At 54.8% G+C, this 13,810-nt stretch carries 12 protein-coding genes and 1 pseudogene; 8 read left to right on the top strand and 5 right to left on the bottom strand.

The genetic code is table 11. The features are described 5' to 3' along the window. Positions 1-3 precede the first annotated feature (3 nt). Positions 4-660, top strand: coding sequence for a glycerol-3-phosphate 1-O-acyltransferase PlsY (gene plsY / locus K9N21_13410; protein ID MCF8144907.1), 657 nt, complete (start codon positions 4-6; stop codon positions 658-660). Here the strand turns inward: plsY and K9N21_13405 are convergent. Further along, positions 615-1,460 carry a ParB/RepB/Spo0J family partition protein gene (locus K9N21_13405; GenBank protein MCF8144906.1) on the bottom strand — a complete coding sequence of 282 codons (846 nt, stop codon included), beginning with the start codon at positions 1,458-1,460 and terminating at the stop codon, positions 615-617. The two genes, plsY and K9N21_13405, sit on opposite strands and share 46 nt — an antisense overlap. A gap of 6 nt (positions 1,461-1,466) precedes the next feature. Next, the gene (locus K9N21_13400) at positions 1,467-2,228 is read right to left on the bottom strand and encodes an AAA family ATPase (GenBank protein MCF8144905.1); all 762 of its coding nucleotides are present in this window, start codon (positions 2,226-2,228) and stop codon (positions 1,467-1,469) included. A gap of 689 nt (positions 2,229-2,917) precedes the next feature. On the opposite strand from K9N21_13400, the pseudogene K9N21_13395 reads away from it, so the two are divergent. The 7 genes and pseudogenes from K9N21_13395 to K9N21_13365 all read left to right on the top strand — a co-directional run bounded on the left by K9N21_13395 (position 2,918) and on the right by K9N21_13365 (position 10,596). Beyond that, positions 2,918-3,559: pseudogene (locus K9N21_13395) on the top strand (MBL fold metallo-hydrolase). 81 nt (positions 3,560-3,640) lie between these two features. Further along, on the top strand, positions 3,641-4,771 hold the full coding sequence (locus K9N21_13390) for a GHKL domain-containing protein (protein ID MCF8144904.1): 1,131 nt from the start codon (positions 3,641-3,643) through the stop codon (positions 4,769-4,771). A 293-nt stretch (positions 4,772-5,064) separates the two neighbouring features. After that, on the top strand, positions 5,065-5,643 hold the full coding sequence (locus K9N21_13385) for a serine/threonine-protein kinase (GenBank protein MCF8144903.1): 579 nt from the start codon (positions 5,065-5,067) through the stop codon (positions 5,641-5,643). Between the two features lie 22 nt (positions 5,644-5,665). Further along, a complete protein-coding gene (locus tag K9N21_13380) occupies positions 5,666-5,983 on the top strand; it encodes an Hpt domain-containing protein (GenBank protein ID MCF8144902.1) in 318 nt (105 codons plus the stop codon). A 129-nt stretch (positions 5,984-6,112) separates the two neighbouring features. Next, positions 6,113-9,481, top strand: a complete 3,369-nt coding sequence (locus K9N21_13375; GenBank protein MCF8144901.1) for a response regulator — start codon at positions 6,113-6,115, stop codon at positions 9,479-9,481. A gap of 319 nt (positions 9,482-9,800) precedes the next feature. After that, positions 9,801-10,064, top strand: a complete 264-nt coding sequence (locus K9N21_13370) for a hypothetical protein (protein ID MCF8144900.1) — start codon at positions 9,801-9,803, stop codon at positions 10,062-10,064. Beyond that, a complete protein-coding gene (locus K9N21_13365) occupies positions 10,045-10,596 on the top strand; it encodes a nucleotidyl transferase AbiEii/AbiGii toxin family protein (protein MCF8144899.1) in 552 nt (183 codons plus the stop codon). The genes K9N21_13370 and K9N21_13365 overlap by 20 nt, the downstream gene beginning before the upstream one ends. A 456-nt stretch (positions 10,597-11,052) precedes the next feature. Here the strand turns inward: K9N21_13365 and K9N21_13360 are convergent, their stop codons facing one another. From K9N21_13360 to K9N21_13350, 3 genes are all read right to left on the bottom strand, one after another. Continuing rightward, the gene (locus K9N21_13360) at positions 11,053-11,616 is read right to left on the bottom strand and encodes a GNAT family N-acetyltransferase (protein MCF8144898.1); all 564 of its coding nucleotides are present in this window, start codon (positions 11,614-11,616) and stop codon (positions 11,053-11,055) included. A gap of 194 nt (positions 11,617-11,810) precedes the next feature. Beyond that, the gene (locus K9N21_13355; protein MCF8144897.1) at positions 11,811-12,821 is read right to left on the bottom strand and encodes a D-alanine--D-alanine ligase; all 1,011 of its coding nucleotides are present in this window, start codon (positions 12,819-12,821) and stop codon (positions 11,811-11,813) included. A 7-nt stretch (positions 12,822-12,828) separates the two neighbouring features. Next, entirely contained in the window at positions 12,829-13,809 is a 981-nt protein-coding gene (locus tag K9N21_13350) for a D-alanine--D-alanine ligase (protein MCF8144896.1), read from the bottom strand. Position 13,810: the final 1 nt, after the last annotated feature.

The raw sequence follows: 13,810 nt of genomic DNA, 5'->3' as shown, positions 1-13,810 counted from the left end.
ATCATGGCATATCCGTCCATTTTTTTTGCCACCGCGGCCTATATCGTCGGCTCCATCCCCTTTGGGAAACTCATTGCAGGGTATGTGGCCCATATCGACATCACTCGTCGGGGAAGCGGTAATATCGGAGCGACCAACGTCGCCAGAGAAATCGGCATGAAATGGGGGATCATCACCCTCATTCTGGATATGCTAAAGGGCTTGGTCCCTATGAGCGTCTTTGCTCTCCATACGTCCGAATCAGGAACCTCCTATGAAATCGCCCTTGCCGGCATCGGCCTGTGCGCCCTGTTGGGGCACATGTTTCCGCTTTTTCTAAAATTCAGGGGCGGCAAAGGGGTGGCCACCGCACTGGGTATCTACCTGGTCATGTCGCCCCTATCCTGCCTGTGCGGGCTCATCCTCTTTCTCCTGGTGGTAGCCATATGGGACTTTGTTTCCCTGGGCTCTCTCATTGCAGCCTGCGCCATCCCCCTTTTCCTCATTCTATTTGGAAAGCCATACCCGTTCATCGCTGTCTCCCTGGTCATGGCGGTGCTTATCTGCTTCAAACACAGGGAAAACATAAGACAGCTTATCAGGGGAGAAGAGCGGAAATGGAAAAAAAAGGGCCATCAACCAAAGAATTCCATCAGTCTGTCCAATTCCTCATCGGAATAGAAGTGCACCATAATATGGCCCTTCCCGCCCCTTGTTTTGATCTCGACCTTGGTGCCAAGGGAGCGTTTGAGCCTGTCCTCCAGGGATAGAACATAGGGATCCCTGGACGGTCTTTTTCCCCCTGCGCCTGAAGAGGCCTTTCCTCTTTTTGCCAACGCTTCCGCCTGCCTGACAGAAAGCCCTCTCTTCACGATGACATCCCACAGGGCCTTCTGCGCCGTAGCGTCCTTGAGTCCGGCCAACAGCCGGGCATGCCCCATGCTCAACCGCCCATCCATCACATCCTGCTGAATGGCACGCGGGAGCCGTAAAAGGCGCAGCAGATTCGTTACCGAGGACCGATCCTTGCCCAGCCTCCTGGCCAGTTCCTCCTGCGTCATCCCGGTCTGTTCCAACAGGTTGTGGTATGCAGCCGCCTCCTCGATGGGATTCAGGTCCGTCCTGTGGATATTCTCAATGAGCGCCAGTTCAAGGGCCTCCACAGGGGTGACGTCCCTGACCACCACCGGCACGCGCTCAAGACCCGCCTTCTGAGCCGCCCGCCACCGGCGTTCGCCTGCAATGAGTTGATACCCGCCTTCGATCCGGCTGACCAAAAGCGGTGTGAGAATCCCTTTTTCCTTAACTGATGTCGCTATCTCATCCAGCTCGACAGGGGAAAACTGCTGCCTCGGCTGATTGGGATTCGGCGAAATCGTCTCTATGGGACACTGAAAAAAGACCGCTTCTTCCCCATCCAGACGGTCGGCATCCGGGATCAGTGCGGACAAGCCTTTTCCGAGGGCCTTCCTTTTGGTCATGATACCCTATCCCCTCTTGATCAGTTCCCTGGCAAGGGCCAGGTAACTCTGGGCCCCTTTGGAGCTGATGTCATACAAAATAATTGGTTTTCCATAACTCGGGGCCTCGCTCAAACGGACATTCCGCGGAATTACCGTCTTGAACACCCGGTCCTTGAAGAGCGACCTGGCCTCCTCTTCCACTTGGCGTGAGAGATTGTTGCGGCTGTCATACATGGTCAGGAGAATATCCGGTGGCTGAAGCCGCGGATTAAGTCGTTTTTTCGCCGCATTGACGGTAGTAAGGAGTTGAGAGAGTCCCTCCAGGGCATAATATTCACATTGAAGCGGAACCAGGACGGATTCGGTGGCAGTGAGGGCATTCACCGTCAGAAAGCCCAGAGAGGGGGGACAGTCAATAAATACGTAGTCGTATTCATTCCTGAGTGCGGCAACCACATTCCGCAGGAGGAACTCCTTTCCCTCCATGGAGGCCATCTCCACCTCGGCCCCGATCATATTGCGGCTGGCGCAGATCAAATGGAGCCTGGGAAGGAGGGTCGCGGTGATCGCTTCATGGGGCGGCACTCCGTCGAGGAGGACATCGTAGAGGCCGTGCGCTATGTCGGCCGGGTCTATGCCCAGCCCGGTGGTGGCATTCCCCTGAGGATCGCAGTCGATAAGAAGACACTCCTTCTCTCCTGCGGCGAGGGAGGCGGAAAGGTTGACCGCGGTGGTGGTTTTTCCCACGCCGCCCTTCTGGTTGGAGATGGAGATGACATGACCCATGACTGAAAGTAACCGCCTGTTAAGGAATGTTAGATCCCGCCCCGGGAAATTTCCGCCCCTGGGCACAAGTGAATCAAAGACAAGTGGATTGATAGCACAATCCTTCCGGATTGAAAAGACAAAACCATGTTTCACGTGAAACATCGGATCGCAAAACACCAATTCGAACACTCATTCCGAATACCGGTGTTTCACGTGAAACATCCTGGAAATTCGAAAGTGATCACAGGGAGTCCTTTCAGGGCCAGTTTTGCCATCTTTAAAATTGGAATAAGCTTGGGGGAGGGCCGGCCGAGGAATTCAATGTAGATTCCAGATGCAGAGGAGGGAAAGGCCGGAATCGCGCTATCGGCACGAACAAAGGGGTTACGCACCGAAAAAGGGAGCACCGGCAGGAAGTCCGTTTATCTCTCGCGGCGTCAAGTGACTCATCCAACCTAAGCGGCATACGTTCCTCAGAGGCAGGTATTTATCAAGACCAACGGATCAAATCCTCTCAAATAACTTAATATCAATAGGCTGAGCCATACAGGCAGCTTTGAGATCCCCAAAGCAGAAACAGCCTCGGGGGGTTGGTTTGGTCGAGGGATTAAAGGAAAGATTCACGATTTCATTGGTTTCGATACGGCATCATCCTTGACGCCTCCTATGAAAACAGGCTATACGGTTAAAGTTAAACGGAGATATCCATGATTGTAGAACAGATGCGGATCGGGCCTATGGCGGTCTTTTCCTATATCGTAGCCTGCGAACAGGAGAAAGAAGGCCTGGTCATCGATCCTGCCGGATCCGAAAGTAAGATCGTTTCAAAGGCCGGGGACATGGGACTCACCATCCGATATGTGGTCAATACCCATGGCCATGCGGACCATACCTGCGGCAACCGGGCGGTCTTGGCAAAAACCGGGGCCGACCTGGTGATGCACCGGGAGGAGGCCGGCGAGATCCTCAGGGGATTGAACCGCGCATTCAGCATGGCCATGGGGAAATGACCCTCGCCGGCGCCCCATTTACTGGTGACCGACGGGGATGTCATCCGGATCGGGAAGACCGGTCTCAAGGTCATTCATACGCCCGGTCACACCCCCGGCGCCATCTGCCTCTATGGAGAAGGAAACCTCTTTACAGGCGACACCCTTTTTGTCGGGGCGGTCGGCAGGACCGATATGAAGGGCGGGTCTTTCGAGACTCTTTTGGATTCTCTCAAAAAACTTTTAACCCTGCCGCCTGAAACGCGGGTATGGCCGGGACACGATTACGGCGACGCGCCGGTTTCGACCCTCGCCCGGGAAAGGGAGACAAACCCCTATATCACCGGATTCCTGGAATAGCGACATCGAGTCCCTTCCATATCGCTGATAGCCCACGTTTTTCACCTCAGGTCAGGGCCCCCTATATCCGAGGAGACAAAAATGGAACCATCCGCCCTCCCGACCCGGTTCGCACCCGCAGAAAGGCTGCCCCCGGAGGAGATCCAGATCCAATCGGCGTTCTTTTCCAACCTATCCTATCTCAGACAATTTGCCGACGCACTCCCCACCATTTTCGTGGTGCTCAACACCCATCGCCAGATCGTCTTTGCAAACCAGGCCCTGGCGGATCTCGCCGGAAAAAAACACCCCCAGGCCTTATACGGGCTCCGGCCCGGGGAAGCACTTAACTGCGTCCATCTGGATGAGATAGCGGGAGGATGCGGCACAACCGAATTCTGCAGGACGTGCGGGGCGGCCCGGGCCATTGTTGCCGCCATCGGCGGGAAAACAAATATGCAGGAGTGCCGGATCACCACCCGAAACGGAGAAGCGCTGGATCTGAGGGCTTTTGCCTGCCCATGGACAGATGGAAATGAATTTATATCCTTTGCCCTTGAAGACATCACCCATGAGAAGCGGCGCCGGGCCCTTGAGCGGATCTTTTTTCACGATGTCCTCAATACTGCCGGCGGGGTCCAGGGTCTGGCAGAACTTCTGAAAGAGGAGGCCGATCCCCGGAAGGCCGGTGAACTCATTGACATCATCCGCATCGGGGCCCATAGTCTCATTGAAGAAATACAAGCCCAGAAGGCGCTCAGCGCAGCGGAAACCGGCGAACTCACAGTTGATCCGGAGACGGTTCGGGCCGATGTTCTCCTGGAGGAGGTCGCCGGTCTATATGAGAACCATATGGTATCGAAGGGCCGGCGTACGGCCATTCATGTTGAAGCACAACCATTTGATTTCACAGCTGATTTAACTATTCTAAGACGCGTCTTGGGCAATATGATGAAAAACGCCCTGGAGGCCTCTGCCGCCGGAGAAACCGTGACTCTTGGCGCCAGACGGAGAGAAAACCGTGTTGAAATATGGGTTCACAATCCGGGCTTCATGCCCAGGGACAGCCAGCTCCAGGTCTTTCAACGATCCTTCTCTACCAAAGGAAAGGGAAGAGGCCTCGGAACCTACAGCATTAAGCTTCTCACCGAACGATATCTGAACGGGCATGTGTCTTTCACCTCCACAGAGGCGGAAGGCACCACCTTCTTAATATCCCTCCCATGCAGCTAATTTGAAGAGCATTATCAAACGGATATCAATTTTTTCGTAGTTGCAGAGCACTCGCTAGATTGAGTTCTATACCCCTCTCTTCCCAAGGCGGTCTAACAGCCGCAACCAAAAAGGTATTGGTGCAACTCCCAGAAATTTTCCGGGCGCGCGCGGCTCCGAAAGCCGACTTCTGATCTTCGGTGATGCTCGTGGCGAACGGCGACAACTTCCTTGACAAACCTCTCTTTCTTATCTAAGAGTACCGCAGATGCAGCATCCTGGAATATCTCAAAAACCTGTGGAAGTCGATGGCCATGATGTCAATTCCCGGATATCAGCCAAAGGAAACCCTATGTGAAAGCCACACGTCCCTGATCCTCGGCGCTCGTCGGATCAAGGACGATCTTCCGGTGGTCCTCATGGCAATGAGGAACGCTTATCCTTCCATTGCGGAGATGACCCGGTATAAACAGGAATATAACATCCTCTCCATTTTGAATCAGTCCGATGTCCCCGGCATCATTAAACTGCATGGAGATCTGGCCCTGAGAAACCGCCATGTACTGGTACTGGAGGACTTTGGCGGCCGCTCTCTGTACCGGCTGAAGGGATCCGGCACATATGCAGACCCCAATGTTTTTCTGCAGATGGCTTCCATAATTTCAGAACACCTCGGGGTCATCCATGCCGCAGGCATCATCCATAAGAACATCAACCCATCCCATATCCTCCATCATCCGGAATCAGACCGGGTCAAAATCATCGGCTTCAGAATTTCCACCTTCGAATCCATTGAAACCGTCGCCTCGGAAAACCCGCATTCCCTGGAAGGGGCCTTGGCGTACATCTCTCCAGAGCAGACAGGCCGCATGCATCAGGGCCTGGAACCCTGAAAACAGATAGGAGGAGATGGCTATGGAAACAGAACGGATCGTCGTGCATGCGGACCCGGACCTGGCCGATGACATTCCCTGGTATATGGGGCAGGTACGGGAATATATAGAAGCCATTGGTGCGGCCCTTGAAAAAGACGATTTCGAAACCATTCGGGATGCGGGCCACCGCATGAAGGGAAGCGGGGAAACCTTTGGGTTTGACGCGGTTTCGGAGATAGGAAAATCCATTGAAATGGCGGCAAAGGAACTGAATACGGGTGATATCAAAAACCAGGTCCAGAACCTTTCCGAATATATCGACCGAGTAGAGGTCGTCTACGAAGAAGCCGAAAGCTGAAAGGGGAAGGCGGGACGTACCCGCCCAATTTCGTCCCTCAGCTCAAAGCTGAAAGCTGAAAGCGGGTTGAACGATCCTTTGAGCTTTCAGCTTTGAGCTTTCACCTTTAAGCTCCCACAAGGACACATCATGAAACGCAAAAAACTTGGCGAGATCCTTCAGGAAGCCGGCGTTCTGAGCGAAGAGCAGGTCCAGGAGGCCCTGAAAATATCCGGCCAGACAGGGAAACGCATCGGGAAGGTTTTCGTTGAAATGGGGTGGGTCTCCGAGATGGACATCTGCCGCACCCTGTCCAAACAGTTGGGCATCCGGATGATCAGCCTCAAGAATGTCAAAGTGGACCCCAAGATACTGCGACTCCTCCCTGCAAAGCTCTGTTTCAAAAGGCGCTTGATACCCCTGTCCATCAGGGGCCGGGAGGTTGCCGTGGCCATGAGCAACCCCATTGACTACGAGGCCATGGATGAGGTGACCTTTGTTTGCGGCTATCGTGTCCATGTGGTCATCGCCACGGAACATGAGGTTCTGGACATCCTGATCCGTTCATATCCCTCCGATGAGGCGATCATAAAAGGACTTGACAAGGCAGAATACACCGCCGATGTGGTGAATGTCGTCGAGGACATCAAGGACTTGGGCGCGATACCGCCCGAAAAGCTGGAAAAGGCGGCCAAGGGCGGGGTTATCCGTCAGCTCACGATAATCCTGATCCTGTGCCTGTTCATGGCCCCTGTCTGCACGGCAGGAGATGTTCCAACGCTTCAGCTCCAGCCCGGTCAGGATCACTATGACCTGTCGCCCTACGCAGAAATCCTAGAGGACAAAGAGAGAAAATGGACCATCGATGATGTGACGACTCCCCCCTTGTCGGACCAATTCAAACTTGTGGACTCACAGACCCCGAACCTGGGCATGAGCGCTTCTGCATTCTGGCTCCGTTTCACAGTCAAGGCCGAGCCAGGCCCAGGAGACAGCCCGACCCCACAAAAATGGCTTCTTGACGTGGACTGGCCGTTTCCTTTGTTTACACAATTCTATATCCCCAGGTCCGCCAGGGATACGGGCGGCGCATCAGAGGGGTGGATCATGGAGGAGGTTGGAACCTCCGCAGGCGCCTTCCCCGGCCGATCCCATCGGAAACTCCCCTTTTTTCATCTCCCGAACGATCTTGAAAAACCCGTCACCTGCTATCTGCGATTACAAGGCGCATCAGATATCCTGTTGCCCCTCAATATCTATCAAGATGCCGCCTATCTTGACGTATCCATTGTGAAAAAGACATGGAAAAGCATCAACTATGGCGTCATCTTTTCCATGGCAGCATTCAACCTGTTTCTCTTTATCAGCCTTCGGAGCAGAAGCTACCTCTGGTATGTCCTTTACCTGCTGTCTTTCGCCGTCTATGTGTATGGTCATATTGACACCACTTTCTTAGGGGGCATCGGCCCCCACGAATTTATGCGACATGGGCGCGTGGTCCTCTTCTTTGGGGGGACATTTTTCGTCTTCCTGGTGATGTTTACCCGATCATTCCTGGCCACAAAACAAAACTACCCCCTGGGCGACAAGGTGCTGGTCATCTTTTTGGCCTTATGCCTGATACTTGTGGTGTCGAGCCTGTTTGGTGATATCCGGGTCTTAAGTCAATGCCTTTCACTATTGATTTTTATCTCATCCTTTATTTTTGTCTGGATCGGCCTGGCATGCTGGAAGCGGGGTTTCAAACCGGCGAGGTTTTTTTTGCTGGCTGAAATTATCGCATGTATTTCAGGCGTTTATTACGCCCTCATCTTGGAGGGGGTACTCCCCTACTTCCAGTTGTCTTTTGAAATATTTGAGACCTCGATCTCTCTGGAGGCCGTTTTGCTCTCCCTGGCCCTCGGGGACCGCATCCGTACCTTCAGACAGGAAAAGGAACTGGCGGCCCGCGCAAACCAGTCCAAGAGTGAGTTTTTGGCCATCATGAGCCATGAGATCCGGACGCCGATGAATGCCATCCTGGGCATGGCCGATCTCCTCCGGGAATCTTCTCTGACCCCTGAACAGAAAAAATATGTCCATATCCTGAGCAATGCCGGAGAAGGACTTCTGGACCTGATCAATGATATTCTGGATCTCTCCAAGGTGGAGGCCGGACAGATTGGGTTGGAGGAAACCGGTTTTGATCTCCTGGCCGTGGTTGAGCGGATCGGTGAACTCATGGCACTGAGGGCCCACGAGAAGGGACTGGAACTCCTCTGTCATGTGCTGCCCGACACACCGGTGCACCTTGTGGGAGACCCTATCAGGTTACGGCAGGTCCTGGTGAATCTAATCGGAAATGCGGTGAAGTTCACCCACAAGGGCGAGATCGTCCTGGAAGTAAGGACGGCTGAGGAGCGTGAGGGCACAGTGTCGCTCGAATTCTCGGTTCGGGATACCGGGATCGGCATCCCAAAGGATAAGCAGGACATAATCTTCGAGACCTTCAGCCAGGCCGATACCTCCACCACACGGGAGTATGGGGGTACGGGTCTGGGCCTGGCCATTTCCCGGCGTCTGGCCAGGTTGATGGGCGGGGATATCCGGGTAGAGAGTCGCCCGGGTGAGGGAAGCACCTTCTCTTTCACCGCGTGGTTCCAGGTCGATCCCAAGCCCGCGGCAACAAAGATGCCGGTTCCTTCGGATATTAAAGGGGTTCGGGCCCTGGTGGTTGATGACAATGCCACCAATCGCCTCATTCTCAATGAAACACTGACCTCCTGGGGGTTGGAGGTCAGTGAGGCCAAAAGCGGTTCGGAGTGCCTGGAGATCATTGCGGAGGCCGAAAGGACCCATCAACCGTTCCCCTTGATCCTGTTAGACAGCAGAATGCCTGGAATGGACGGGTTTGAAACCGCGCGGAAGATCAAGGAGCGCTTCGATCATATGAAACAAACCTTGCTGCTGATTACCTCGGAAGAGAGCAGCCGGGATATCTCAAGGGCCAGGGAGATCGGCATTTCGATCTATCTGGTTAAACCGGTCAAGCGCCAGGAGTTGAAAGAGGCGATTCAAACAGCACTTGGAAAGGCAGAGGCGCCCCCTCAGGAGGAAGCCCCGGACACAAAGGGAGAAACGGAAGAAACGATCCGTCCTCTCCATATCCTCCTGGTGGAAGATGCAAAAGAGAACCAGATCGTGGTCAAGGCCTTCTTAAAAAAGAGTCCGCACACCATTGAAGTCGCCGAAAACGGGGAAATCGCCGTGGATAAATTCGTATCCGGAGACTATGACCTTGTGCTCATGGACATGCGTATGCCGGTCATGGACGGCTATACCGCGACCCGTGAGATCCGGAAGTGGGAAAAGGAAACCAACAAAGACGCCACTCCGATCATCGCCCTCACCGCCCATGCCCTGGCGGATGACCGTCAGAAATGCCTGAATGCAGGGTGCACCGATTATCTGTCCAAGCCGCTGAAAAAGGCAGCACTCTTTGACAAGATTTCTGTCTATTCCAGTTTCAGCCGTGGATGACAACCGGGAGACCGTTCATGCCGGTAGATTCGTCGAAATACCGCTTGCCGGCAATCCTGGTCTACTTTCCGACCGGAGCGCCATCTCCCAACCGAAGCAGCATGGAAGGACCGGTGCTGCCGTAGAAATCAGATGCAGAAGCAAAAAAGACCTCGTGACGGAGTGGCTTTTCTGGTTCTACATTTCGCCGCCAGGAAATTTGAATAGGATGCGGTTTAAAGAAAGGAATATTAATTGACAAATCAATAGGATATTCTTAAGCTGAGTGTAATCCACCACGCTCGAATTATCCGATCCATGCGTGAGAGAATAGGAGGGCGTGACGGCTAATGGCCCCCTTTCCAAACCTCTTATCAAAAGAAAGTTCGTGCAGCGCATGATTCAGAATATCCATTTGATTGAAGAGCTGAACAAAGTTCTGATTCGGTCTTCCACCCCCGACTATTTCGAGAATCTCGCTCTCTTTGAAGGGCTTTATCGCGAGGCCATTGCAATGGGGGCGTTACCGCTGAAAGATCCGCTGGAAGGGATTGAAAACGATATCAGACTTGCGCGTGTACTCAATGTTCACAAAACTTCTTAGAACAATCGCCCTGGTGCTGGATCGAAAACGCATCCCCTATATGGTCATTGGAGGGCAGGCTGTTCTCCTCCACGGAGAGCCCCGCATGACTCGAGACATCGATGTGACCGTTGGGATTGGAACCGACAAAATTGATCAGATGTTGGATGCCGTTGGATCAGTTGGATTAAAACCTCTCGTAGACCCTACCGATTTTACTCTTCGAACCATGGTCCTTCCCTGTCAAGATCCCAAAAGCCACATCCGTGTTGATTTCATCTTTTCTTTTTCTCCCTATGAGCGTCAAGCCATGGAAATGGTACGCCTGGTGAACATGGAAGGCGTCGACGTAAAGTTCGCATCGGCTGAGGATCTTGTAATACATAAAATCTTTGCCGGAAGGCCCCGTGATATGGAAGATGTCAAATCCATCCTGATCAAAAACCCCGAAATGGACACCCCTTACATCCGTCGCTGGCTGAATGACCTGGCAGAGGCCACAGGTGAGTCTTTTGTTGATCGTTTTGAGAGTGTTCTGAAAAATGCCTCTTGAACGCGAGTGTCTTATCGTCTCCAATCTCCGGCTTCCCACAGTGCCGGTGAATGAATGACTTTTATCGTGCCATGGAAAGGAAACCCGCTCTGGCAGCTTAAGGGGTCGATCTCCAGAGAGTGATAGATCTGGTGAATATACAGGTATAAAGGGTGTCCCTTTCCTGCACGTCCGTTATGAATTGTTCGGCTTCAACGCCGCGGAGCTGGCCCCTGACTTCGATCTGAACAGGCTTCTGAATCATGGATAGCTTCCTGTCATATATCTTGCCGACCAGCCGCATCGATTCCTGAATGCCTCTGTGGCAAATTACCTGAAGAGAGAGGTCGCGGCAGAGCCATTCGACGGAGGATCATCGTTTGTTGCGAGGATATGCCGAGGGTGACGGACGATGGGATAGAAATCACGGTCAAGATGGAGAAGAGGACTGTGTTCTGTCGGGGATTAGGCCGCGGGTTACCCTGTGGAAGACGTCAGTACCTTGAGGAAGATTGCCTTGCTGTCGTCGGGGCCGTAGAAGTCATCGAGCACAGATGCGAGCATGTACCCGCAACGCTCATAGAAGATACGGGTGCTGACATACTGGCCCCGGGAGGAGGTTTCCACATATATTCGGGTCCCGCCCATCTCCCGGATGAGACGCTCGGCCTCATGGAGAAGAGATCTACCAAGGCCTTTTCCCTGGAACGTGGGATCCACAGCAATCCAATACAGATCATAAGACCCGATTGTACAAGGGATGGGGCCATAGCACACATACCCTGAAAGCCGACTCCCCTCCTCAGACAGGACAAAATAATATGCGCTCTCCGGCCCCCGGTTCAAGCGCTCGGCCACCAGCTCGGCCGCAACCGATATCTCGTCGACGCGAAAGAACCCGGTCTTTTCTACAAGGGCGCGCACGTCCTCCACATCCTTGGGGAGGACCTCGTAGCGGAACGCTACGCCTTTTAGACGATCTTCCTGGTCATGTTTTAGGGCAGGCACGCTTTTACCAAAAAAAGGATCAACGTCCAACATTCAACACCGAACATCCAATGTCGAAAGAGCAACAATTAATGAGCAATACCCGGTGACGAACGGCTAACGACCTGTTTCATTCCTGTATCGAGCACAAGGCTGAGGTCATAGGTGATCGGGCAGCCTTTCACTTCTTCAATATTCCATTTTCATTTTTCAATTGCAGCAAATATCCAGTATCCAGTAACCAGAATCTAATCGCCAATTCCAACAGTCTCCTCAAGGATTCGCCTGATGGCTTCCTCAAAAGGTATGCGCGCCTGCTGCAGGGCCGCGGCAAATCCGGCGTCCGGCGAGAGACACGGGTTGGCATTCACCTCCAGAACCCACGGCCTTCCCTGGTCGTCCACCCGGAAGTCCACCCGCGCATAGCCCTTCAATGAAAAAAGGTCCCAGCACCGGAGGGCCACCTCGGTAAGTTCGTGAAGCAGTGGGCCATCCTCGCCGCCTTCTGAGAATCGCCGGGGGGTGTTCTGACAGGCATGGGAGCCCGGGTCCCACTTGGCCTGGTAGCCTACCATGCGGGGGGCGCCTGGCGCAACGTCCTTAAACAGGATCTCGGCCGGAGGGAGGACCTGGGGACCTTCAGACCCCGTCAGGACGGACAGGTTGAACTCCCGGCCCTCCACAAACCGCTCGGCAAAACAGGCGCCGCCCAGGAGGGACGCCCTTTGCGGGAGCATGGCGGCCACGTCCTCCCTCCTCCCCTCAACAATGGATGTTTCGTCCAGACCGATGGATGCGTGTTCCCACAGGGACTTGATGATCCACACATCCCCTGCGTCTTTTACAGCACCGGAAACATCGTCCCCGCTCCCGTCCGGCGGAAACGGTCCCACCCAGGAAGGGGTCGCAATCCCTGCGGCCCGAAGACGTCTCTTGGCCAGGATCTTATGGCTGGTGGTCAGGATCGAGAGGGCGCTCGACCCCGTATAGGGGAGGCCCATCGCATCTAAAAGGGCAGGAAACAGATGGATCAGCCGGCCTGTTCCATGGAGCGATTCCACGAGATTGAAGACCGCCTCGACCCGCCGGCTCGTCAGGTTCCCACGAATATGTTCCAGATTGAGGGTGCAGGGAAGGACGCTCATCTCGTGTCCCAGGGCCTCGAGGGCCGAGGCCACGGCCGCAGCCTGGTCCAGGACATCCTGTTCGTCGGCTGGGGCATCCGGGCCGACCGCATGGTGGACAACAGCTAAGCGCACAGGGGCCTCAAACCCTCTCCAGGGCCGAGGCCACGATCCGGCCGATGAGAGAGATGTAAGGAATTTTCAAAAAGTTACAGATAATCGGCAGGTCGGATATGACCGGATGAATCCCGGCCAGGGGGTTGATCTCCAAAAAATGGGGGCGGCCCTCCCCGTCGCACCGGATATCCACCCTCCCCGCATCCCGGCATTCCAGGACCGTGTAGGCCATCAGGGCTAGGGCCTCCACCTGGGCGATGAGCGGATCATCCTGGGCACGGCAGAGCCGGTATTCCACCCGGTCTTCGTAGTGCTTCTTGTTCCCATAGGAATACATGCCCGCCTCGGCCCGGTTCCCCAGGACCACCTCGATGGCGCCCAGCACCTCGGCCTTCGACCCGGTGCCCACGATGCCCACCGTAAACTCCCGGCCGGGGAGGAAGCCTTCCACCAGCACGGGTTGATGAAATCGCGCTGCCAGCCGGGTGCAGACCCCGGGCAGGTCCTCCTCCCGGTGGACCAGGGACTCCGGGGTCACGCCCTTGCCCGTCCCCTCGGCCACGGGCTTGACAAAATAGGGCGGCGGAAAGGGAACCGATGGGACCGACTCACCGGGCCCCACCACCAGGAACGGCGCAGTGGCCAGTCCCGCATCCCGGATGACCCGCTTGGTCATCCCCTTGTGAAGGGTGAGGCTCAGGACCAACGGATCAGAGAAGGTATAGGGAATGCCGTACACCTCCAGGATAGCCGGGACCTGGGCCTCGCGGCCCATGCCGTGAAGCCCCTCGGCAATGTTGAAGACCAGATCCCACGCTGCGCCCCCGGCCAGGGCCTCCACCAGGTTCCGGGCATTTCCGATGCGCTCGGCCTGGTGGCCCAGCTCGGCCAGGGCCCCTTCGATGGCCTCGATGGTGTCGTCCCGATCAAATTCGGCCGTCTCCTCCTCGCCGTATCCCTGGGCCAGGTATTCGCTCTGGAGGTCGTAGGTCAGTCCGATGCGCATA

This window comes from Deltaproteobacteria bacterium (assembly GCA_021737785.1).
In the GTDB taxonomy this organism is placed as follows: domain Bacteria; phylum Desulfobacterota; class DSM-4660; order Desulfatiglandales; family Desulfatiglandaceae; genus AUK324.
Note: the sequence above shows the minus strand (reverse complement) of the source record. Positions and strands in the feature narration are given on the sequence as shown.

What these genes read in the sequence shown, in the direction of transcription:
- K9N21_13360 (MCF8144898.1), bottom strand. Translation starts at nt 11,616, where the DNA reads ATGTTGGACGTTGATCCTTTTTTTGGTAAAAGCGTGCCTGCCCTAAAA.
- K9N21_13380 (MCF8144902.1), top strand. Translation starts at nt 5,666, where the DNA reads ATGGAAACAGAACGGATCGTCGTGCATGCGGACCCGGACCTGGCCGAT.
- K9N21_13375 (MCF8144901.1), top strand. Translation starts at nt 6,113, where the DNA reads ATGAAACGCAAAAAACTTGGCGAGATCCTTCAGGAAGCCGGCGTTCTG.
- K9N21_13385 (MCF8144903.1), top strand. Translation starts at nt 5,065, where the DNA reads ATGATGTCAATTCCCGGATATCAGCCAAAGGAAACCCTATGTGAAAGC.
- K9N21_13390 (MCF8144904.1), top strand. Translation starts at nt 3,641, where the DNA reads ATGGAACCATCCGCCCTCCCGACCCGGTTCGCACCCGCAGAAAGGCTG.
- K9N21_13400 (MCF8144905.1), bottom strand. Translation starts at nt 2,228, where the DNA reads ATGGGTCATGTCATCTCCATCTCCAACCAGAAGGGCGGCGTGGGAAAA.
- plsY (MCF8144907.1), top strand. Translation starts at nt 4, where the DNA reads ATGGCATATCCGTCCATTTTTTTTGCCACCGCGGCCTATATCGTCGGC.
- K9N21_13365 (MCF8144899.1), top strand. Translation starts at nt 10,045, where the DNA reads ATGTTCACAAAACTTCTTAGAACAATCGCCCTGGTGCTGGATCGAAAA.
- K9N21_13350 (MCF8144896.1), bottom strand. Translation starts at nt 13,809, where the DNA reads ATGCGCATCGGACTGACCTACGACCTCCAGAGCGAATACCTGGCCCAG.
- K9N21_13405 (MCF8144906.1), bottom strand. Translation starts at nt 1,460, where the DNA reads ATGACCAAAAGGAAGGCCCTCGGAAAAGGCTTGTCCGCACTGATCCCG.